We start from the raw sequence: 22478 nt of genomic DNA, 5'->3' as shown, positions 1-22478 counted from the left end.
TAAGGGCGGATGCCTCCTTTCGGCATCCGCCCTCGCTTTCAAGCGTTCCAGCCCGCCGCTGGTCGCGCTCTTGCTTCGCCTTACTCTGCGGGGATCTCCGAAGCGGTGAGCACGACCGCGGTCTCGATGCTGCCGCCCTTGTACTCCCACACCGCCATCGGGGTCACGACGTCGCCGAGCGCGTCGTAGTCGACTTCACCGGCGGCGCCGGAGTAGTTGACGGCCTGGCCGGCCTTGATGAGCTCGAGGGCGTGCTGGAAGTCGCCGACGCCAACGGTCTCACCGGGGGCGTTGGAGACGTCGCGGAGGCGCTCGGCGATGCTCGCGCCGCTGACCTCGACGCCGTCGGCGACGGCCTTGGCGATGGCGAGGCCGATGGTCGCCATGGCGTCGTAGCCGGTGTCGATGTACGGGAGGGGCGGAGCCTCGCCGAAGGTCTCGGCGTAGGCCGAGGAGAACTTCACCCAGCCGTCCCAGTCGGGGTCGGCGCCCGCCGACGTGCCGTAGTGGCCTTCGACGGCGTCGGCGCCGAGCGCCGTGACGATGTCGAGGGACTGCGTGCCGTCGGTGTACTGCCAGTTCGTGAAGTTGTAGAGGTCGCGCGCCTCGGCCATGTAGACCGTGGCCTGACCGGGGTACGAGACGGCGAGGACGACCTCGGGGTTGCCGGCCAGCAGCGGCTCGAGGAGGCTGCCGTAGGTGGGCTGCGGCTCGTCGGGGTGGGCGACCTTCGCCGTGATGGTCCCGCCGCGCTTCGTGAAGGCGGCCTCGAAGGCGTCGGCCAGGCCCTGCCCGTACGGGTTGTTGACGTACAGGATGGCGGCCGTGTTGTAGCTATGACCCTCGATGATCTCGCCGCGAGCGAGCATGGCGCCGACGACGCCTTGCAGCGCGTCGGAGGCGGTCGTGCGGTAGATGACGTCGCCCGTGTCCGGGAGCATGCCCAGGAGCGGCGAGGTCGAGGCGGGCGAGATCAACACGACGTTGCTCGGGATCGCTACGGACTCGGCGACGGCGACGCTGACGCCGCTCGACAGTGAGCCGACGATGGCGACGACGCCGTCGGCGTTGATGAGCTTACGGGCGCGCTCGACGCCCTGCGCGGCGGCCGTGGCGTCGTCCTCGGTGACGATCTCGACGATCGGCCCCCCGAAGACTTCCGTGGCGGCCGCGTTGAGCTGATCGGCGGCGAGTTGCACGCCGTTGGTGATGGCCGGGCCGAACTCGGCCAGCGGGCCGGTGAACGACAGGAGCACACCGACCTTAGAGACGGGCGGGGTCTGCGCGCCGGCCAAGCCGATGAGCGCAGCCACCAGTAACCAAACTAGCTTCTTATGCACGTTCTCCTCCTAGGTTCGAGAAACGCGACGATGTCTACGTGCGGCGGTCGGCTGCATCGTAAGAAACCCCACATAGGCTGTCAACGGCGGCCGAGTCACTCGGAAAGGAAAGGTTAAGGGTCCGGCGGCGGCGAGCGGGCGCCTCGCCGCACCGCTTGTGACCAAGCGTCACCAAGAAACCTCACATCGAGCACGTTTCCTATTTACAGCTTGCAGCGATGTGCTATCCTTCCGCTCGTTGGGACGCGCCCTTCGACCTCAAGGTCACTTGGCGGCGTTCGACACCCGAGCATCGTTCGACCCCAGGAGGAAGTGTGGCCAAGTCCCGCGCCGATATCAAGCAGCTCTTGAAGGAACACGACGTCAGGTTCCTCAGGCTCCAGTTCACCGACATCCACGGGCGCAACAAGAACGTCGAGGTCCCCACCTCCCAGTTCGACAAGGCGCTCGACGGCGAGATCATGTTCGACGGCTCGTCGATCGAGGGCTTCACCCGCATCGAGGAGTCCGACATGCTCCTCAGCCCCGACTACGACACCTTCCTCCTCCTCCCGCCCGCCGTGGAGGGCAACGTCCCCGGCCAGGTGGCGCGCCTGATCTGCGACATCAACGAGCCGGACGGCACGCCGTTCGACGGCGACCCGCGCGGGGTCCTGAAGCGCCAGATCGCGAGGCTTCGCTCACTCGGGTACGACGACCTGTTCGTCGGGGTGGAGCCGGAGTTCTACCTGTTCAAGCGCGGCGTCGACGGCAGCCCGACGACCATCACGAACGACAGCGCCGGCTACTTCGACCTCGCGCCCGTCGACCGCGGCGAGGACGCCCGCCGCGACATGGTCAACGCCCTCACGAACCTCGGCTTCGAGATCGAGGCCGCGCACCACGAGGTCGGGCCCGGCCAGCACGAGATCGACTTCAAGTACGCCGACGCCATCACGACGGCCGACTCCATCCAGACCTTCCGTACGGTGGTCAAGCGCATCGCCATGAACCACGGCCTGCACGCCACCTTCATGCCCAAGCCCGTCGCCGGCATCGCCGGCTCGGGCATGCACAGCCACCTGAGCATCTTCAAAGGCGGCGAGAACGCCTTCTTCGACCCCAAGGCGCCCTATCAGCTCTCCAAGACGGCCCTCCACTGGATCGGCGGCCTCCTCGAGCACGCCCCCGGCATGGTCGCCATCACGAACCCCACGATCAACAGCTACAAGCGCCTCACCCCGGGGCACGAGGCGCCGACCAACATCGCTTGGTCCGTCTCCAACCGCAGCGCCATGGTGCGTATCCCGGCGCGGCGCGGCAACGGCACGCGCGCCGAGTTGCGGATGCCGGACCCGTCGGCCAACCCGTACCTCGCCCTGGCGGCCATGATCGCGGCCGGCATCGACGGCCTGCAGCGCAAGCTCCTGCCCCCACCGCCCGTCGAGCGCAACATCTTCGAGATGAGCGTGCGCGACCGGCGCAAGCACAAGGTCAAGGACCTGCCCGGCGACCTGAACGAGGCGCTAGAGAACCTGAGGCGCGACCGCGTCGTCATAGACGCGCTCGGCGACCACGTCTACAAGCTCTTCGTCGACGCGAAGACCCTCGAGTACGACGAGTACCGCATCGCCGTCCACGCCTGGGAGCTGGACCGCTACCTCTCGGACTACTGAGTGAGCGACCGGGGCCGGACCCTCACCCAGCCCGGAGTCGGCGCCAGGCCGCTCCGGGTGGTGGGGGTCGACCCCGGCCTGGCCAACCTCGGGCTCGGCGCCGTCCAGGAAGCGGGCAAGGAAGCGGGCTTCCTCGGCGGCGCCCTCGTCTCCACCAGCCCGCGCAGCTCGCAAGGGGAGCGGCTCGTCGTCATCAGGCGCGAGCTCAGCGCGTTCCTGGACCGCTACCGACCGGACGCCATCGCGCTCGAGGGCCAGTTCCTCAAACACCAGCGCCAGACGTCGTTCCGGGTCGGGCAGGCCGTCGGGGTCGTGCTGCTCACGGCGGCGGAGCGGGACCTGCCCGTCTTCGAGTACGGTCCGGACCAGGTAAAGCTCGCCCTCGTCGGCAGCGGCCGCGCCGACAAGGACCAGGTCGCCTTCATGGTTCGCGCCCTCTTGAAGCTGACCGCCGAGAAGCGCCCCGATCACGTCACGGACGCTCTCGCGCTCGCGTTGACCCACCTGCAGTCGCGGCGCATCGGCGCGCTGGCCGCCCTCGCGGAACGGCAGCCCTGATCCGGCCCGCGGCGACCGGCCTACGGCTAGCGCGCGACGCTGACCACCGCCCGCCCGACCCGGCTCTTACCTAGCGCCGCGGGTCAGCGGCGGCGGAGCCCGCGCGTGGCGCGGCGCCGCCTGGCCGCCCGCCTCGCGCCCCCGCCCCGCGGACCGGCGAGTCGCGGGTCCAGCCCGAACGGGGAGCCGAGCCGGCGCGTCCCATCCGGCGCCGACTGCGGCACCACGATGCGCTCCACCCCTGGGTCGACCGTCTGGGCGACGCGTTCGACGCGTGCCTCGTAAGGCCGGAGCTCCAACCACATCCCCTGACGCCGCAACTCGGCGACGTCGGCACTGCGCGTGGGGGCGCCCGTGGCGAGGTCCGTGAACGTCGCGCGCGGCGGCCCGCCCTCTCGGAGCCCGAGGGCCTCGCTCAAGGTGTCCGAGCGCAACCCACCTCCGCGCAGGGTGTCGACGTACGGCGCGCTCACGCGCACCCTGCCCGCCACGGCGCGCGGCGAGTTGTTGTAAGCGACCAGGACGGTGCCGTGAGCGCCGCCCGGGCGCCGGTCGCCGCCGACACGCCGGTTCACGAACACGAAGGCGTCCTCCACGGGACCGTCTTCCCCGACCAGGTCGAAGAGCCGGAAGGCGTCCGCGCCTGCGAACGTGCCCCGCTCGCGCAAGAGCGGCGCGATCTCACGCCTGTGGCGCTCCACGAGCGCGGGGTCCGGCCGCTCGTCCAGCTTCGGGGCCAGGTACTCCATGCCGTACTTCTCCTGCAGTCCCTCGACCTGTCCGTGCCCGAACATCGGTAGGCCCGGCAAGGTTGCCAGCAAGGTGGCGACGCCGAAGTACTTGTCGCCGGCGCCGAACTGCTCCCTGGCCGTCTCCTCGTCGGGGTTGCTCATGAAGTTGACGTAGCGCTGCAGGACCCGCGGATCGAACGCCAGCACGGACTTGAGCAGGCGCCGGTACGCCCCGTTCTCCTCGCGCATGAGCATGTGCATGAAGGCGCTGTTGTAGACCCGGTGCATGCCGAGCTCGCGCACGAAGTAGCCCTCGAGCAGCCAGAACGCCTCGGCCAGCAGGAGGGTGTCGGGAGCGCGCTCGGCCATGCGGTCGACGAGCTCACGCCAGAACTCGCGCGGCATACGCCGCTCGAACTCTGCCGCGCTCATGGCGAAGCGCGCGCGCGACGGCACGGCGCCGCCCTCGCCCGGCAGCGGGTGCCACAGACGCTGGACGTGCTTCCTCGCCAGCGTCATGGCCGCGTCGAAGCGGATGATCGGGAACCGCCCCGCCACCTCCTCGATCGTCCGCATGACGGCCTCGCGCACGTCGGCGCGCAGATAGTCGAGTTGCGCCGTGTCGTTCCACGGCATGGCCGTCCCGTCGTTGCCGTGGTAGACGTAGCGCTTCTCCCCCGTCGCCCTGTCTCGGCGCTCGAAGACGACGGCGGCGTCGGAGCCGTCGTAGTAGTGGTCCTCGACGCGCACCTCGACCGCGCCGCCGCCCGCGAGGTCGGGGCCCGTGAAGGAGTAGCCGGGGAACGGCGGCTCCGGGAGCTGCACGAACCGTTCCGGGTGGTCGACCAACCACCGCGAGTCGAGGCCGGTGTGGTTGGGCACCATGTCGCTCGCGAGGCGTAACCCGGCGGCGGCGGCGCGGCGGCTCAGCTCGGCGAGGGCCTGCTCTCCGCCGAGGTCCTCGGCCACCACGTAGTCGTATAGCGAGTAGGCGCTGGCGCCGGCATCGGCCTGGCCGCGGGCACGCTTGAGGTTGCGCGACGCCCGGCTCCGCTCCCATACCCCGATGAGCCACAAGGCGTTGAAGCCGTCATCGCGCAGCGCGGTCAAGGCCGCCTCGGGCACCTCGTCGAGCCGGCCGACCCTCACTCCGTAGGCTCGCGAGAGCTGCGCCAGCCAGACGTAGGTGCTCTTCGCCACCATCGCCACCTCGGGCATCCAAGCCCCGTCAGGCGAGTAGCGCGGGGCTCCGACGGTATCAGGGCGGTGAGCATGCTCTGGGGGAGGCGGGGGCGGTCCGGGAGCGGCCGGAGCCCGCTTGCCCTCCTCCTCCAGGAGGTCGGCCGCCCTGAGAAGCCGCTCGCCGAGGCCGGACGCGCTCGCGAGGTAGGGCGCCCATAGCCGTGCGGCAAGACGGAGCTGCCCGGCCAACGACGTTGGCTCGCGCCGCTGCGGCGCGAGGAGCAGGTCGAGCAGGTCAAGGGGGCGAGAACCCGCCCGCGCACCCGGCACCTCGGGCCCCTGCGGCGAGGCGGCGACGCCGGCAAGCGCCGCCGAGGCCGCCGCGTCGACCTCCTGCCAGGCGCCGGTCACGGCCAGCGGGTCGTCCAGCAGCGTGCGCACGCGGGCGAGCGCCGGGTTGGAGGCGGCCCGAGCCACCAACCACGTGGCTTCCATGGTCTGGGCGCCGGTCGGCGGTCCAGCGTCGTGCGGCCCGTCGGTGGCGCTGGCCACCGTCGCGACGTAGGCACGCGCGAAGGCCTCCCCGTACTCTGCGGCTTCCTCCGAGGCCGCCCCGCCCGCCCAGCGTGCCCACGCGGCGGCGAGCGGAGCGGGACCGTCGACGGCCGCGCTCGCCGCGGCGATGACGGCGTGCATGCCGTCGTGGAGGGCCGCGGCGCCGGCGAGCTCGCCGGCGCTCGGCGGCTCGCCGTCGGCCGCACCACGCGCCTCCGAGATGCGCACTGCCCACAGGGCGGCGGCATGGGCACCGGGGCGCGAGGCGTCGTCCCCGCCGCCCAGCGCGGCCGCCGGCAGCGAGTACCGGCGCCTAGCGGCAAGCGTCGTCAGGAACCGACTTCCTTCGGTCAAGGCCCGACTCTATCACGCCCGCCTGAACGCGCCCGCGACCCGGTCCCGTGAGCCTGTCTCATACGCCGGCCGGTACAATCGCCCACATGCGAAGCCGGTCCATCACCGCCGCGCGCCGTCTGGGGCCGCCGAGACGCGGTGCCGTCCTCGCGCTGGTCGCCATCGTCGCCGGCGCCCTCCTGGCCGGCTGCACCGGCGACATGGCGACGCGGGGCGAGGCTCTGCGCCTCGTGGGGCAGGACCTGCCCACGGCGGTGCTCCTGGAGCCTTACGAGGGCCAGCTCCACGCGGTCGGCGGCCTGAGGCCGTACACGTTCACGCTCGTGGGGGGCGCGCTGCCCGACGGCCTCACGCTGGAGAACGGGGTCCTGCGCGGCATCGCCACGGAAGCCGGCTCCTTCGCGATGACGATCGAGGTCTCGGACGCCAACCTCTCCCGGGTGAGCCAGGAGTACACGCTGCAGGTAGGCGCCCCGCCGCCGCCGCGGTTCGCGCTCGTGGCGCCCCAGACGGAGGTAAGGGGCCCCGTGACGCTGCGGGCGCGTCTGGAAGACGCGCGGTTGACGACGGCAGTGCGCGCTCTGGTGACGTGGGACCCCGACCGCTTCGAGCTCGAGGGGGAACCGAAGGCCTCGCGCCGCAACGTGGCGCTCCTGTGGCGCAGCGGGCCTGGTGAGCTGCAGGTCGACCTGGCCGCACTCGGCGCGACGCTGGGCGGCGACGTCGAGCTCTTCGGCTTCACGCTCACTCCCCGCACGGCGCCCGACACGGTCGCTCTACGGTACGAGGTCGAGGTCATGACCGGCAGCGGCGACCCCGCGCGGCGCCACGAGTACCTGGCCGGCTCCGTCGGCCGTCCCCAGGTCCAGGAGGGTGGGATCGGGAGCCCCACGACCGAGCAGCCGCCGAGCGAGCCGCCACCTGCCGAGGACGGCCCCTCGCAAGACGGTGACGGGAGCACCGACCTATGAGACCCCTTGCCCGAACGGCGAGACGTGGCGCCCTGCTCGTCTGCGCCCTCATCCTCGGGCTGCGGCCGTTGGCCCTCGCGACGACCTATCGCCCCGCCACGCCGGAGGCCATGGTCCTGCGGGCCGACAGCGTGTTCTTCGGCGAGGTCGCGAGCGTGACGCGCGAGCAAGACGAGGGGCTGCCATGGACGGTGGTCACTTTCGGCGACGCTCGGGTCCTGCGCGACAGGGCCGCGGAGGCCGCAGGCTCGGCCGGGGCCGGCGAGGACGAGGGCGCGCAGGTGACGCTGCGCTTCCTTGGTGGCAGCATGCTGGGCGAGTCGGACCTCGTCGTGAGCGGGCTGCCGACGTTCGCTCTCGGCCAGCGGTGGCTCGTGCTCGCTTACCAGGACGACGCCCTCGCCTCGCCCGTCGTCGGCGTCGCTCAAGGGGCGTGGCTGCTGAGTGGCACCGACGCGCTCGACACGGAAGGCCGGCCCCTCAGCGTGAGCGCGAGCGGCGCGCTCGTGCGGGGAGGCGCGGGCGAGGCCGTGGCCGCTAGCGAGGCCGAGCTCGCCGACGCCCTCACCGCGCTCCTCGCGCGCGGCACGGAGTCGCCGCCGGAGCCGGAAGCCGAGGCGTCCCCAGACGCCTCCTCCACCGGCGCGCCCTCCGAAGAAGGCGAGGCGGCACCGGGCCAAACCGGTCCGGCGCAAGCCGCCGGCGAACCGGACGCGCCCGCCGAGCCGGAGCCGGCGGCCGGGCAGGGTGCCGGGCAGCCCGGAACGCCGCCGGGCGAACCGGACGCGCCCGGCCAGGGCGACGAGGGTCCGAGCGAACCGACCTCCGCTGCCACGCTGCCGACCGCGCCGCGACCCGCCGCGCCCGCGGTCGCCTACCGCGTCGAGGACGACGGCGGACCCCTCCTCCTCTCGGAGCTGGCCTCGGACGCGGCCAAGGTGTGGGAAGAGGCGGCCCCCGGCACGGCGGTATTCGCGCAAGGCCAGGACGCGGCCACGGTCGTGCGCTACGGCGCCGACGAGCTCATGGGGTCCGACGCCCTGTCGCTGACGCTCCAACGCTCCGGTCGGATCGAAGTGCTGATCTCGCCGACGGCCGGCGCGAGCGTCACCGCCGCCCTCGTCCACGAGCTCGGCATCCTACTGGGCTTGCCGGAAGGCGGAGACGGCATCATGGCGCGAGCCCTGGCGCAGGACGCGACCGCACCCACGCCGGGGGAGGTGGCCGAGCTGTTAGAGCGCCGCGCGTACCTGCCGACGGACCTCGACAGGAGCGGGGCGGTGGACTTCTACGACCTGGCCGCGTTCGGCCGCGCTTATGGGCAGACCGGCGTCAACCTGGCCGCCGACTTCAACGGCGACGGCAAGGTAGACGATACCGACCTGGAAGCGCTGCGCGAGGCCTACGAGTTCGGGCCGCCTTCACGCACCGCACCGCCCGACTGAACCGGTCCGAGGGGGAACGCCCGGCGCACGCACACCGTCGGGGAGGCGAGTTCAGGCCGTGACGGGGGCCGGCAGGAAGAGGACGGCCACTTCCTCCTCCCCCCTGGCGAAAAGGAGCGTGCCGTTCGGCCGTGGCACCAGCAGGTAGTCGGCGAAGGAGCCCAGGACCTGCCCTGGCAGCATGGCGACGAGGCTCTCCTGCGCCGTACGGCCGCGGCCGCGGTACTGCCTCACCGTGATCTTGAGGTTCGCGAGGTCGAAGGTCATGGGCTCGTCGGTGATCGTCTTCACCTGATGCTCGGAAGCGCCGGACGCCGCGACGATGGCGGCGACGTCCGTGACGGCCGCGCCGTCGACCCCGGCGAGCCGACCGACCGTCTCGCGCATCACGGGCTCGGAGATCAGCACCCCTGCGGCCCGCGCGGCGCCGCGCAGGAGGCCGTCGAGCGCCTTCGACTTGTCCGGCGCGCGGGCGGCGACCACGTTGGCCCTCGCGACCGCCTGGTCGACCACTTCGTTGGGCTCCCCCCTGACGTTGTTCGCGATGACCTTGAAGACGGCGAGCAGCTCGCTACGCTGCGGGCTGGTCAGCACGCTGTTGACCACGAGCGCGTCGGCCAGGCGCGAGCCCAAGGAGCGCGCGTCGTTGCGGATGCGTAGGTGGACGTAGTCGCCCTCCCTGAAGGCGCCGAGCCGCAGGCGGTCGCGCTGGATGATGCCCGAGCCGTCGAGCTCCAGCTCCTCGCCGTCCAGGTAGAGCGTCCTGGCCCTGCCGACACCCGCGATGGCCAGGTCGTGGCCGGCCAGCGCCAGGCGCAGCGGCCCTACCATGCGCACGGTGACGGACGTGGCCCCGGGCGGGACCTTGTCCCAGCGCAGGATGGGGTTCACGCCGAACAGGATGCCCCCCTCCAGCTGCGGTCCGGCCGCCTCCCCGCCCACGCTCGTCGGCAGGTAGCCGGCGAGCCGCCCGAAGAACGCCTCGACGAGGTCCGTGAACATGCCGGTGTCGCGCTGGAACGCCTGGCGGTCGGAGCGCTCCTTGGCGCTGACCTCGACGAGCCTGCGCTCCAGGTCCCGGCGCTGCGCCGCCCGCTCCTCCTCCGGTAGGCGCTCCTTGCCGAGCTCCTGGAGGGCGAGCCGCAACTGCGTCGAGGTGACGGACCTGTTCGTGTCGGGCGCCATGCGGCCGGCGTACGGATCGTTCGCCACGCTCAGGGCCGCGTTCCTCACGTACGCGAACGTACCGGACTCGCCGCGCTCCAGCGGCGGCAGCGGGTTACCTACCTTGCCGCTCGTCATGACGACGTTGATGAGCTCCCTTACAATCTCGGCCAGCGAGTCGAGGTCGGAGAGCGACACGAGCGGGTCGTTCATGGTCGGGATCGGCTCGATCACCCGGAACACGCGCGGCCCGGGGTCGTGTCCGAACGTGCTGCGGTCGGCGTTGCGTTGCAGGTTCTGGAGCGTCGCGAAGACCAGCCTGGCGGTGAACCGGTCGCGCTCCGCGCGCCAGCCGGCGGCGACGCGCTGCACGTACTGCTCGAGGTCGTCCCACCAGACGCGCCTCGCCAGCCTCTGCAGGACGGCGTGCTCCTCGCGCTCCTCCGGGGTCGACCCGTGGAGGGTCGGGGTCTTCTCGGGGACCTCGCCCGCAAGCTCTACCGAGCCCTCGTCGTCCAGGACGAGCGAGACGAGGCTCGGCACGGCGGCGAGGGGCGTCTGCCCCTCGCTCGTGCTCGCCATCGTCCTGGCGGCCTCGTCGAGCCGGGCGCGCTCCGCGGCGCTGAGGCGCTCGCGCTCGCGGTTGAGCATGCCGAGCAGCTCCCACACGGAGCTGAGACCGCCGCGCACCAGGCGGGTGGAGCCGTACTCCTCCACCTTGTACTCGAGCAACTCGAGCGCGATGCTCTCCAGCCTCGGTCCCACGACGGTCAGTATACGTAAGGCGGTTCAGCGTGCGGCACGGGAAACCTCACGCACGCGGCGGCCCGGAGCGGGCGCGCGTCCAGCCGGTCGCCACCCGCCGACCTGGGCGGTGGTCCGGCGCCGGTCGCGACCCAGCCGCGCCCTCCGGCTCAGAAGCGCGCGAAGGCCTTGCGCGCGCGGGCGATCACCTCGTCGACCTGCGCCTCCTCGATCACGAGCGGGGGCAGGAAGCGCACCGTGTCGCCGCCGCCAGAGGTCGTGACGACCCCTTCGGCCAACAGCGCGTCTATGATGGGTCCGGCCGGCACGTTCATCTCCACCCCGATCAGCAGTCCGCGCCCGCGCACTTCCTTGACGGCGCCGCCGGCGGAGCGCAGCCCGGTCATCAGCCGCTCCCCGAGGCGGGTGGCGTTGGCCATGAGGTCGCGCGCCTCGAGCTCCTCGAGCACGGCGAGGCCGGCCGCCGCCGCCAGCGGGTTGCCGCCGAAGGTCGTGCCGTGACCGCCTTTCGGCATGGCGCTCGCCACCTCGTCCGTCAGCAGCAGGGCGCTGATCGGCACGCCGCCGGCCAGGCCTTTGGCGAGCGTGACCATGTCGGGGTCGACGCCGAACGCCTCGCTCGCCAGGAACGTCCCCGTGCGCCCGACGCCCGTCTGGATCTCGTCGAACACGAGCAGCGCGCCGCGGCGCTTCGTGACGGCCCGGGCGGCGGCCAGGAACTCCTGCGTGGCCGGCCGGATGCCGCTCTCGCCCTGGATCGGCTCGAGGAGGACGGCGGCCGTGCGCTCGTCGACGGCCGCTTCCAGCGCGGCGACGTCGTTGAACGGCACGAACTCCACCTCGGTGTCGTACGGTCCGAACGGCTCGCGGTACTTGGGCTCCCACGTCAGGGGCAGCACGCCCATGGTGCGGCCGGAGAACCCGCGCTGGGCCGCCACGAAGCGGCGGCGGCCCGTGGCGACGCGCGCCCACTTCAGGGCGGCCTCGTTGGCCTCGGCTCCGGAGTTGCCCAGGAAGACGCGCGTGAGGGGCGGCTTCACGAACTGGAACAGCTTGTTCGTGAACTCGGTGCGGACGTCGTTGCCGAGGTTCTGCGGACACACGATCAGACGCCGCGCCTGGCGCGCGAGCGCGTCGGCCAGGCGCTCGTTGGCGTGCCCAACGCTCGCGACGGCGATGCCGGCGAGGCAGTCGAGGTACTCGCGGCCGTCGGCGTCGTACAGGAGCGCGCCGGAGCCGCGCACGAACACGACGTCGGGGTGCCACAGCCCGCTGGAGTGGACCTCCGCCGCCGCGAGGATCTCGGCGCTACGGGAAAGCCTCGGCGTGGCGGCGGTCTGGTCGACGTTGGAACTCGGCATGCGTCTACGCTCCCTCATGGCCGGCCGCTGCGGGCGGCCTGCATCCGGGCAGCATACTGCCGGCGCGGCGCGGGCGTGCGCCTGGAAGGCTTCGGGGAGGAGCGGAGTTACTAGAACCGGTAGGCGCGGGCGGGAAGGGCGCTCAGGAGCCGATGGTCACGAAGCAGAGCGGCAGTTCGGACCGACCGTCGACCTTGAGGAGCTTCGCGAGCTCGTCGTCGTAGAAGTCGGCAGCGTACGTGGCCGCCAGCCCGAGCGCGCTGGCGGCGAGCACGAGCCCTTGAGCGGCCGCCCCCGCGTCCAGCAGGAGGTAGCGGTAGGGGCGGCCCCCGTCGGCTACCCGGTGGCGCGCCGGCACCCCGGTGAAGCAGACGGCGGCGGCCTGCGCCCCCGCCTCGATGGGAGCGAGCGCCACCTCTGCGAACTCGCCGCTCACCTCCCCCATCCTGAGCTGGTCGAGGCTGTGGTCGCGCGGGTTGTAGTGGTAGACGCCGGCGAAGAGGTCCTGGACGTTGAACACGAGCAGGTACGCCTCCAGCGAGGAGGCCGCCTGCGCCGTGACGTGCACCCTCTGCCTGCCGTAGTTGAAACCGGCCGAGCTCCATAGGAGCTGCGAGAGGTGGACCTGCTTGAGCCTGCCGCCCTCCGCGACGCCGCTCCGCTCCCGTGAGAGGGCGGTCCACATGCCCGCGCCGCCCTTGAGCTGCGGGGCGGGCAGGCTCGCCACCTCCGACGGGTTCGCGAGCACCTTGAACGGCGGCGCTATGCGCGTACGGGACGGGGGCAGCTGCCCGCGGCGATACTTCGTCTGGTCGAAGAACTCCGCACCGAACGTGCGGCCTCTGCTCGCTGTCACTAGTCCGGCTCCCGGAGGCACTCTAGCACCGCGCGAAGCGCCGCCGGCCGAGGCACGGGGTTATGCTGCCTCAGGCCGCCGCGGCGCGAGGAGCGTGAGCGCCCACGGCCGAGCCGCATGGAACTGAGAGTCAGGTTCGTAGAGACCGATCAGATGGGCGTGGTCCACCACAGCGCGTACGTCCCGTGGTTCGAGGCGGGTCGGGTCGAGTGGCTGCGGGAACGGGGCCTCAGCTACCGCGAGATGGAGGACTCGGGCCTGTCGCTCGCGGTCGCCAGCGTCGCGGTGACCTACCGGTCGGCCGCGTACTTCGACGACCTCCTAGAGGTGCATAGCACCCTGACCGAGGCGCGCAGCAGACGGGTGGCCTTCGCCTACCGGGTCTCGCGCCCGGCCGACGGGGCGCTCGTCGCCACCGCCACCACCACGCACGTGCCGACCGACCGCGCCGGGCACGCCGTCCGCCTGCCGGACCGCTGGCTGACGCCGATTCTGGAGCTGCTCGCCACCAACCCGTGAACCAACGACCAACCGCACCCAAACGCGAAGGAAAGGGCCCCGCATGAGCTCACAAGCTGTCCGTCAGGCACCGGCGAAGAGCCGGGTCGACAAGATCGTAGGCACCGCGCTGACCTTCGACGACGTGCTCCTGGTGCCGGCGCATAGCCGCGTGGTGCCGAAGGACGTCGACCTCTCGGCGCGCCTGACGGCCTCCGTGCGCCTGAACCTCCCCATCGTGTCGGCCGCCATGGACACGGTGACGGAGACGCAGATGGCCATCGCCATGGCGCGCCTCGGCGGCATCGGCGTCATCCACAAGAAGATGTCGGTGGAGGCGCAAGCCGAGATGGTGCGCAAGGTGAAGCGCTCCGAGTCGGGCATGATCGTCGATCCGATAACGCTCGAGCGGCACGCCACCCTGGCCGACGCGGACCGGCTGATGGGCGAGTACTCCATCAGCGGCGTCCCCATCGTCGAGCGCGACGGCAAGCTCGTCGGCATCCTCACGAACCGGGACATGCGGTTCGAGACCGACATGACGCGCCCCGTCGCGGACCTGATGACGTCGGACGGCCTCATCACCGTGCCCGTCGGCACGACCCTCGAGACCGCCGTTGAGATCCTCAGGGCCAACAAGGTCGAGAAGCTGCTCGTGGTCGACGACCGGGGGTACCTGAAGGGCCTGATCACGATCAAGGACATCACCAAGCGCATCGAGTACCCGCTGGCCGCCAAGGACGCCCTCGGGAGGCTGCGCGTGGCGGCCGCCGTCGGCGTGAGCCGCGACCTCGAGGAGCGCGCGGCCGCGCTCGTCGACGCCGGCGCCGACGTCCTGGTCCTGGACAGCGCCCACGGGCATAGCCAGGGCATCCTCGACGCGCTGCGCTACGTGAAGGGCGCCCACGCCGTCGACGTGATCGCCGGCAACGTCGCGACGGCCGCTGGCGCGGCCGCGCTCGTCGAGAACGGTGCCGACGGCGTCAAGGTCGGCGTCGGTCCCGGCTCGATCTGCACGACCCGCGTGGTGACGGGCGTCGGCATGCCGCAGCTCAGCGCCATCCTCGAGGTCGCCGACGTCCTCAGGGGAACGGGCGTGACGCTGGTGGCGGACGGCGGGATCAAGTACTCCGGCGACATCGCCAAGGCCGTCGCGGCCGGTGCCGACGTCGTGATGGTCGGCTCGCTCCTCGCCGGGACGAGCGAGGCCCCCGGCGAGGAGATCCTCCGGGACGGCCGCCGCTACAAGGCCTACCGCGGCATGGGCAGCCTCGGCGCGATGGCGGGCGGCAGCGCCGACCGCTACTTCCAGGACGCCTCGGCCGGCAACCAGGCCAAGCTCGTGCCGGAGGGCATCGAGGGGATGGTCGCTTACAAGGGGCCCGTCGGGGACGTCATCTACCAGGCCGCCGGCGGGCTGCGCTCCGCCATGGGCTACTGCGGCACGCCGGACATCGCGGCGCTGCAGGCGAACGCCAGGTTCGTGACCATCACCCAGGCGAGCCTGATCGAGTCGCACCCGCACGACGTGACCATCACGAAGGACGCGCCCAACTACTCCGTCTCCAAGAAGGGCTGACGCGCGCGGCCGCCCGGACCTCCGCCGTCCAGCCCCCGCGCTCGCCTGGACCCGCCGTGGGCGCTTGCCGCCGCGCCGACCCCGGTCGCCGGCAAGCGCCCGAGCCCTAGAGGAAGAGCTCCTGCTCGTGCTCGGGCGCCAGGGTGGCGAAGCGGTCCATGAGCGGCTCGACACCGAACTTCAGCGCGTGGCTGAAGGGGCTCAGTACGCGCTCCGCAGGCTGTCCGAGCGGGAGCAGATGCGCGGCCAGGCGGTCGAACTGCCTGGCCGTCGTCTCGTCGCGCGCCGCGAGGGCGGCACTCGTCTTGCCCCGCAGGCGCGCGAGCGTCTCCTCCAGGTAGTGTCGGCCGCGCCTCACCGTGCCGGCCAGCGTCGGGTCGATGCCGGCCACCTCGGCCAACAGCCCCTCGAGCTCCGCCTCGATACGACCGGCGGCCGTCCTGAACCTCTCCGCGTGTCCGTGACGTTCCAGCAGCACTCGCTCCTGCAGTTCGCCGCGCTGCGCCCTGAAGCGCGCGGCGCTGACCCCGAGGCCATCCAGCAGCCGGGCGGTCACGGGCTCGATGACGGTGGCCGTGGCCCGCTGCCACGCCAGCGGCATGGGCACGCCGTGGAAGCGGTAGACGTCCTTGAGCTGCGAGACGTAGCGCAGTTCGCCCGGGCCCAGCACGAAAACGGCCGTCGGCAGGGCGAAGTCCTGGGTCACGGGCCGCAGGCCGGCGGCCGGCGTTATCGCCGTCGGGTCCGTGGCGAGGAGGGCCATGAGGTCGTCGCGCGTGAAGCGCCGCCCCTCCACGACGAAGCCCCCGTTCGCCGCCCTGAGCAGGAGGCGCTTGCCGTCCACCTCGACGAACAGGTTCGTGGCGCCTTGCGCCCGCCCGAGCTGCGGCTCGTACCCGAGCTCCTTGAGGCGCCTGCCGGCGGCGTTGATCGCCGCCGGCGTGGCCAGTGGGTCGGCCAGCTCCCGTTCGATGACAGGCATGAAGTGCTCCGCGACGTCCGGCCTCAGCGGGTCGATGAGCACGAGGCCGGCGCCGCCGAGAAGGCGCGTGAAGAGCGCGGCGAACCAGTCGCTGTACGTCGCTACGGAGCTCGCGGCGCCCTCGATTAGCTCCCACACGGGCTGGCGGAAGCGCGGCGTGGGCGTGAGCGTCGCCAGGCTGGCCGCCACGTCGGCCACCAGCTCCTTGGTCAAGGGGACGCGGCCTACGGCAACGCCGTCCGGCAACGTGACGGCGATCCTCCGCAAGGTCTCGCTCGCGTCCAGGAGGTAGGTGTTGTCCATCTCGTGAGCGTCGTGGTCTTGCGTGGCGAGCCAGAAGACGGGCACGACGGGCCGCTCCTCCGAGTCGAGACGCTTGGCCAGCGCTATGGCGGTCATGGCTTTCGACAGGCTGTAGGTCGGCCCGAGGAGCAGACCCGTCTGCTGCCCCGTGACCACGGCGCGCGCTTCCGGGTGCGCTAGGCGCTCCAGGTTGGCGAGGACGGGCGCCGGCGCGCCGAGGGCCAGCGCGTGGCGCCTAAGCGCGGCGACGAGCGAGGCGCGTTCTGGAGGACGCGGCAGGGCGACCGCGCGCTTCAGGTCGCCTGGCGCGACCTCGAAGAAGTCGGCGAGCGAGCCGGAGGAGTAAGCGTGCGCGAAGTCGGTCGGGGGCGTCGCTCGTGGTGGCACGGCGCAGCTTATCCGGCACGGGCAGGCACCGTGACGCTTCGGGCTACGGGCTCGACCACGCCGGCATGGCGTCATACCACTTGCGGCTCCGGGCTAGCGGCCCGCGCCCAACGGCCCGGGCGACGAGGGCCCGGGCTGGCAGGCCGGCCTCTTCGTGATAGACTCACGCCGCCAGAGGTGGGACCGAAACCACCTTCCCGCGAAGGGGGAACCGCGAGCATCGCGGCGGACCGGGCTCAACGGACCTCGGGCGGCCGTATCTCACCCGGTGAGCGCGTCACGGCGCCACCGGCTTCACTTAAGACACTTATGTTGATCAATACGGATATCGTTCCTAGCGGACCATACTCAGACGTCGTCGTCCTCATAGACGTGCTAAGGACCTGCACGGTCGCGCCGATGCTCTTCGACCAGGGCGCCTCCAGCCTCTCGCTCACGCCCTCGATGCGCAGGGCGCGCGCGGAGGCCGGCAGCGGGCGGGTGCTGGTCGGCGAACGCCAGGGCGTGCCCCCCGAGGGCTTCAACCACGGCAACTCGCCGGCCAACCTCGTCCACGCCTCCGTCGCGGGCCTCGACGTGATCATGGTCTCGGAGAACGCTCCCCGTTGGCTCGACCAGCTCGGCGGGGCGCGTCACGTGCTGCTCGGCTCGCTCTACAACGCCGAGGCGGTCGCCAGGCGCGCGGCGGAGGTCGCCACCGAGCGCATCGACCTCGTCTGCTCGGGTTTCGCCGGCGAGCCCGACCTCGACGACACCCTCGCCGCCGCCCTCATCGCCGGCCTCGTGAGGCGGCAGGTCGAGGGGGCGCGGGTGAGGGGCGCTACGCGCTTCGCGACGGCGCTCCTGCGCGCTTTCCCGGAGCCGGTCGACGTGCTGTGGCGCTCGCTCGCCGGGCTCTACCTGCGCTCCATCGGCCTCGAGCAGGACATCGGCTACGCGGCGCGCGTGTCCGCGAGCGAGCGCGTGCCGGAGCTGCGCTCGGTGGCGCCGGGCGAGCACGGGCCGCTCTTCCGCTTCGAGGCCGCTTGAGCGAAAGGGGCGTGGGGGCGCCCGACGATCCGGCCATGGGAGCGGCCCCGGACCGGCTCGCGAACGCGGTGGCCGGCACGGTCGCCGGGGCTGGAGCCCGGCCGACCGTCGCTCCGGAGCGGGTCTTCGTCCTGGGCTTCCCCGTCGACGTCGTCGACCTGCAGGACGCGGTGCGCTGGGTGTCGGGCGCCGCGCTGGCGGCCGGAGCCCCCCGCCTGGTCGTGACCCTCAACCCCGAGATAGTCGTGCAGGGGCTGGCCGACCCTGAGCTCGCCGCCGCGCTCAGGAGCGCCGACCTGAGCGTGGCAGACGGCGTCGGGGTCGCCCTGGCGGCGCGGCGCGCCGGTCGCGTGCTGCCCGGGCGGGTGCCCGGCGTCGACCTCGTGACCGAGCTCTTCCGTGAGGCCGGACCGAGGCTGCGCGTGTACTTCCTCGGCGCCAAGCCGGGGGTGGCGCAGCGGGCGGCCGAGGAGGCGTCGCGCCGCTTCGGCGTGACGGTCGTCGGCCACCACCACGGCTACTTCGACCGCGTCGCCGAGGCGGGCGCCGTCTGCGCCGCCGTCAGGGCCGCGAACGCCGACCTCCTCCTGGCCGGGCTCGGCGAGGGCCAGGAGCTGTTCCTCAGCCGGCATGCACACGAGCTCGGCGCGAAGGTCCTCATCGGGGTCGGCGGCACGCTCGACGTGCTGGCCGGCGAGGTCAAACGCATGCCGGCGTGGACGACGCGCTTGGGCGTCGAGTGGCTCTTCCGGGTGACGCTCGACCGGCGGCGCTGGAAGCGCGTGCCACGGCTGGCGAAGTTCCTGTGGCTGGTGCTGCGCGAGGGGCGCCCTGGCGCAAAGGGGGGTTCAAGGTCGAGCTAGGCGCGCGGGTCTAGGGCGTCGCCGGGACGCGCGAGACGCGAGGCGCCTGTACCGCACAGCCGGGCGCGTCAAGGTCCGGCTATCTATCTGCCACAAGGCATTGGCGTGAGGCGCGCACAGCCGGGCGCGCCAAGGGCGGTCCCGCCAGGAGCCGTCCGCCTACCGAGCTCCCCAACCGGCCGGCTCCAGCCCCTCCGACTCCGCCAGGTCGCTCGGACGCCCAGCCGGGTAGCGTCCGTCGAAGCACGCCAGGCAGACGCCGGGCAGGCCCAGGGCCGTCACGAGGCCGTCCATGGTGAGGAAGTGGAGCGTGTCGGCACCGATGCGCCGCCGTATCCCCTCGATGCTCGTGGTCGCGGCCACCAGCTCCTTGCGCGCGGCCGTGTCGATGCCGTAGTAACACGGGTAGCGGATCGGCGGGCTCGAGACGCGGAAGTGCACTTCCGTCGCGCCCGCCTCGCGCAGGAGCTGCACGATGCGGCCGGACGTGGTGCCACGCACGATGGAGTCGTCGACGAGCACGACACGCTTCCCGCGCACGGCCGCCGTCGGGCGCAGCTTGAGCCTCACCTTGAGGTCGCGCAACGTCTGAGTAGGGTTGATGAACGTGCGCCCCGCGTAGGGCGACTTGTAGAGCCCGATGTCGTAAGGCACGCCGCTCCCGCGCGCGTACCCGACGGCGGCCGCGAGGCCGGACTCGGGCACGCCCACCACCACGTCCGCCTCGACCGGCGCCTCGCGAGCGAGCTCGACGCCCATGCGCACCCGGGCCGCGTGCACGTCGACGCCCTCGAGGGTGGCGTCACCGCGTGCGAAGTAGATCCACTCGAAGGCGCAGGGCGTGCTCACGCCGTGCAGGACCTGCCGCGACGTCATGCCGGTCTCGTCCACGACGACGAGCTCGCCGGGGGCGACGTCCCTCATGTACTCGGCGCCCACCAGGGCCAGCGCGGCCGGCTCGGAGGCGAACACGTAGCCGCCGTCCAGGCGACCGAGCACCAAGGGGCGCACCCCGTGCGCGTCGCGCAGGCCGATCACGCGCCGCTGGTCCATGAGGACGACGGCGAAGCCGCCTTCGAGCTCGCTCATCGCCCGCGCCGTGGCGTCCGCCAGGCCCAGGTCGCTGTAGCGGGCGATGAGGTTCAGCATCACCTCGCTGTCGTTGCTCGTCTGGAACACGACGCCCTGGGCTAGCAGGGCGTCGCGGATCTCGCGGGCGTTCGTGAAGTTCCCGTTGTGCACGAGCGCCAGGTAGCCCTTGTTCGACCGGGCGGTGAGCGGTTGCGCGTTGTAGCGCAAGCTCGAGCCCGTCACCGAGTAGCGTGTGTGCGCCACCCCCTGCTTGGCGCCAGGGAAGCGCAGCTTCTCGAGGCGCTCCTCGGTGAACACTTCCGCGACCAGGCCCATGTCCTTCTCGAGGCGCACCTGGTCGGGACCGGCCACGCAGATCCCGCACGACTCCTGGCCCCGGTGCTGCAAGGCGAAGATGCCCAGATGGCAGATGCCGGCGACATCGGCCGGTTCCGGCAACCAGACTCCGAACACGCCGCACTCCTCGCGCGGCTTGTCCGGCAGGAGGGCCTTCGGCAGCTCGATCATCCGGCCTGCGCGCCCAACGCCACCGCGAACGTGCCCTCGTGCGCGGTCCGCAACGCTTCCGAGCCAAGGGTGAGCGTCCTCCCCGCCGCGCTCACCTCGAACGTCCCGCCGTCGACCGTACCGATCACCTTCCCAGGGATGCCGACCGCCTCGCACCGCGCCAGGGTCTCGGCCACGGCGTGCTCCGCCAGCGCCAGCACCACGCGGGCGCCCGCCTCGCCGAACAGCAGCTCCGCCGCGCTCGCGCCGGCCCCGAGGTCGACCCTCAGGCCCGTGGCCGCCGCGCTCCCCGCCAGGAGCATCTCGGCGAGCGCCACCGCCAGGCCGCCCTGGCTCGTGTCATGGGCCGTGTCGCATAGCCCGTCCGCGATCAGGCCCCTTACGACCGCCTGGACCTTGGCCTCCTCCACCAGGTCGAGGGGCGGAGGGGCTCCGGCCTCCAGACCGTGGACGCGGTAGAGGTACTCGCTCGCGCCAAGCGTGCCCGCGGCCCGCCCGATCAGCAGGACGGCGTCGCCGCTGCGCTTGAGCCCCGAGGTTGCGTGCCGGCTCACGTCCTGCAGGACGCCCACCATCCCCACGGTCGGCGTCGGGTGGATGGCGCGCCGGCCCTCGGGCGCCGCGTACTCGTTGTAGAGGCTGACGTTGCCGCCGATGACCGGCGTGTCGAGGGCGAGGCAGGCACGCGCGAGCCCCGCGACGGCCCTCTCCAACTGGTAGTAGACGCCGGGGTTCGTCGGGTTGCCGAAGTTGAGGTTGTCGGTGACGGCTAGCGGCAACGCGCCGACGCAGGAGAGGTTCCTGGCCGCTTCGGCGACGGCGTGCGCCGCGCCGAGCTCCGGGTCGAGGTAGACGTAGCGGGAGTTGCAGTCGACGGTCGCGGCCACGCCCAGGTCGGTCCCCTTGACGCGCAAGACGGCGGCGTCCGCCGCGCCGGGGACGACCACCGTGTTCGTCATCACCTGATGGTCGAACTGGCGGTAGATCGGGCGCTTCGAGGCCACGGTCGGGCTCGCGAGCAGGGTCAGCAGCGCGGCGGCGGGATCGGCGGCGTCCGGCAGGTCACCGAGGTCGCGCCCACGCGCCGCGCTCACGCCGGGGTCCTCGACGCCATCGCGCACGTACTCGGGCGGTTCGTTGAGCGCCGCCACCGGGATGTCCGCCTTGAGCTCGCCGTGCTCGAAGACCTTGAAGCGGCCGTGCTCGGCGACGGTGGCCACCTCGACGGCGTCCAGCTCCCACTTGGCGAGGAGCGCGAGCAGCTCGGCTTCCTTGCCGGGCGCGGCGCTGACCACCATGCGCTCTTGCGACTCGGAGAGCATGACCTCGAGCGGCGTCATGCCGGCCTCGCGCGTAGGGACCTTGTCGACGTGGAAGTCGACGCCGAGTCCGGCCCGGTGCGCCATCTCGCCGACCGAGCTCGTGAGGCCGGCGGCGCCCATGTCCTGCACCCCCGCGACGAGGCCGGCGGCGTAGGCCTCGAGGCACGCCTCCAGGAGGAGCTTCTCCATGAACGGGTCGCCCACCTGGACGGCGGGACGGTCGGCGCCTGAGCTCCCGGAGAGGTCGGCCGAGGCGAACACCGCGCCGCCCAGGCCGTCGCGGCCCGTCTTCGAGCCGACGTAGAAGAGGCGGTTGCCAGGCCGACCGACCGTGCCTCTTTGCAGCGCGTCGTGCCTGAGCAGGCCGAGCGCCATGACGTTGACGAGCGGGTTCTCCGCGAAGCAGGGGTTGACCTCGACCTCGCCGCCCACCGTAGGCACGCCGATGGCGTTGCCGTACATGGCGATGCCGTGCACGACGCCGCCCAACAAGTAGCGGTTGCGCTCCTCGCCGAGCTCGCCGAAGCGCAGAGCGTTCAACGTGGCGAACGGCCGCGCGCCCATGGCGAAGATGTCGCGGAGGATCCCCCCTACGCCCGTGGCGGCCCCCTGGACCGGCTCGACGGCGCTCGGGTGGTTGTGGCTCTCCATCTTGAAGGCGACGGCCCAGCCCTCGCCGATGTCGACGACGCCGGCGTTCTCGCCCGGTCCTTGTAGCACCTGGGGGCCGGCGGTCGGGAGCTTGCGCAGCAGCGGCTTGGAGTTCTTGTAGCCGCAGTGCTCGCTCCACAGGGCGCCGAACATGGCGGCCTCGAGCGCGTTCGGCTGCCTGCCGACCCTGCGCACGACGTCGTCGAACTCGTGGGGCGTCAGGCCGAACGTGGCGGCGCGCGCCCTCAGGTCATCTGGCATGGTTCGGGTCACTCCCGCTCGGGTCTCGTCTGCTCTGGTCGGAGTTGGCTGTTGGCGAGGCGGCACG

The 22478-nt window shown here is 72.1% G+C and carries 16 protein-coding genes; 8 read left to right on the top strand and 8 right to left on the bottom strand.

What is annotated here, in order from left to right; translation table 11 throughout:
- Positions 1–80 precede the first annotated feature (80 nt).
- Positions 81–1340, bottom strand: coding sequence for an ABC transporter substrate-binding protein (locus M9914_02135; protein MCO5172970.1), 1260 nt, complete (start codon positions 1338–1340; stop codon positions 81–83).
- A gap of 314 nt (positions 1341–1654) precedes the next feature.
- Here M9914_02135 and glnA point away from each other — a divergent pair, with 314 nt between their 5' ends.
- Both glnA and ruvC read left to right on the top strand, forming a co-directional pair.
- On the top strand, positions 1655–2995 hold the full coding sequence (gene glnA / locus M9914_02130) for a type I glutamate--ammonia ligase (GenBank protein MCO5172969.1): 1341 nt from the start codon (positions 1655–1657) through the stop codon (positions 2993–2995).
- Positions 2996–3553, top strand: coding sequence for a crossover junction endodeoxyribonuclease RuvC (gene ruvC, locus M9914_02125; GenBank protein ID MCO5172968.1), 558 nt, complete (start codon positions 2996–2998; stop codon positions 3551–3553). It begins immediately after the preceding gene.
- An 83-nt stretch (positions 3554–3636) separates the two neighbouring features.
- Here ruvC and M9914_02120 read toward each other — a convergent pair whose 3' ends face one another.
- Positions 3637–6375: an alpha-amylase family glycosyl hydrolase gene (locus M9914_02120; GenBank protein MCO5172967.1), complete on the bottom strand. Its 2739-nt coding sequence runs from the start codon at positions 6373–6375 to the stop codon at positions 3637–3639.
- Between the two features lie 86 nt (positions 6376–6461).
- Between M9914_02120 and M9914_02115 the strand changes: the two genes are divergently transcribed.
- On the top strand, positions 6462–7346 hold the full coding sequence (locus tag M9914_02115; GenBank protein MCO5172966.1) for an Ig domain-containing protein: 885 nt from the start codon (positions 6462–6464) through the stop codon (positions 7344–7346).
- Positions 7343–8791 (top strand): hypothetical protein, encoded by a 1449-nt coding sequence (locus M9914_02110; protein ID MCO5172965.1) that lies wholly within the window; start codon positions 7343–7345, stop codon positions 8789–8791. Before M9914_02115 ends, M9914_02110 begins: the two co-directional genes overlap by 4 nt.
- Before the next feature lie 51 nt (positions 8792–8842).
- On the opposite strand, the gene M9914_02105 is transcribed toward M9914_02110, so the two are convergent.
- The 3 genes from M9914_02105 to M9914_02095 all read right to left on the bottom strand — a co-directional run bounded on the left by M9914_02105 (position 8843) and on the right by M9914_02095 (position 12937).
- Entirely contained in the window at positions 8843–10720 is a 1878-nt protein-coding gene (locus M9914_02105) for a hypothetical protein (GenBank protein MCO5172964.1), read from the bottom strand.
- 149 nt (positions 10721–10869) lie between these two features.
- Positions 10870–12081 carry an aminotransferase class III-fold pyridoxal phosphate-dependent enzyme gene (locus M9914_02100; protein MCO5172963.1) on the bottom strand — a complete coding sequence of 404 codons (1212 nt, stop codon included), beginning with the start codon at positions 12079–12081 and terminating at the stop codon, positions 10870–10872.
- Between the two features lie 142 nt (positions 12082–12223).
- Entirely contained in the window at positions 12224–12937 is a 714-nt protein-coding gene (locus tag M9914_02095; GenBank protein MCO5172962.1) for a SagB family peptide dehydrogenase, read from the bottom strand.
- Between the two features lie 117 nt (positions 12938–13054).
- On the opposite strand from M9914_02095, the gene M9914_02090 reads away from it, so the two are divergent.
- Together M9914_02090 and guaB are read left to right on the top strand one after the other, a co-directional pair.
- Positions 13055–13456, top strand: coding sequence for an acyl-CoA thioesterase (locus M9914_02090; protein MCO5172961.1), 402 nt, complete (start codon positions 13055–13057; stop codon positions 13454–13456).
- A gap of 43 nt (positions 13457–13499) precedes the next feature.
- A complete protein-coding gene (gene guaB, locus M9914_02085; GenBank protein ID MCO5172960.1) occupies positions 13500–15014 on the top strand; it encodes an IMP dehydrogenase in 1515 nt (504 codons plus the stop codon).
- Positions 15015–15120: 106 nt separating this feature from the next.
- On the opposite strand, the gene bshC is transcribed toward guaB, so the two are convergent.
- A complete protein-coding gene (gene bshC / locus M9914_02080) occupies positions 15121–16686 on the bottom strand; it encodes a bacillithiol biosynthesis cysteine-adding enzyme BshC (protein MCO5172959.1) in 1566 nt (521 codons plus the stop codon).
- Positions 16687–16995: 309 nt separating this feature from the next.
- Between bshC and M9914_02075 the strand changes: the two genes are divergently transcribed.
- Together M9914_02075 and M9914_02070 are read left to right on the top strand one after the other, a co-directional pair.
- The gene (locus tag M9914_02075) at positions 16996–17715 is read left to right on the top strand and encodes a 2-phosphosulfolactate phosphatase (GenBank protein ID MCO5172958.1); all 720 of its coding nucleotides are present in this window, start codon (positions 16996–16998) and stop codon (positions 17713–17715) included.
- Entirely contained in the window at positions 17712–18578 is an 867-nt protein-coding gene (locus M9914_02070) for a WecB/TagA/CpsF family glycosyltransferase (GenBank protein ID MCO5172957.1), read from the top strand. The genes M9914_02075 and M9914_02070 overlap by 4 nt, the downstream gene beginning before the upstream one ends.
- A 159-nt stretch (positions 18579–18737) precedes the next feature.
- Here M9914_02070 and purF read toward each other — a convergent pair whose 3' ends face one another.
- Positions 18738–20177, bottom strand: a complete 1440-nt coding sequence (gene purF / locus M9914_02065) for an amidophosphoribosyltransferase (protein MCO5172956.1) — start codon at positions 20175–20177, stop codon at positions 18738–18740.
- Complete coding sequence (gene purL, locus M9914_02060; protein MCO5172955.1) at positions 20174–22411, bottom strand: phosphoribosylformylglycinamidine synthase subunit PurL; 2238 nt, start codon at positions 22409–22411, stop codon at positions 20174–20176. The genes purF and purL overlap by 4 nt, the downstream gene beginning before the upstream one ends.
- Between the last annotated feature and the right edge of the window lie 67 nt (positions 22412–22478).

It is taken from the genome of Trueperaceae bacterium, assembly GCA_023954415.1.
GTDB lineage: Bacteria > Deinococcota > Deinococci > Deinococcales > Trueperaceae > JAAYYF01.
The sequence above is the reverse complement of the archived record's forward strand: the minus strand, read 5'-3'. Positions and strand labels throughout refer to the sequence as shown.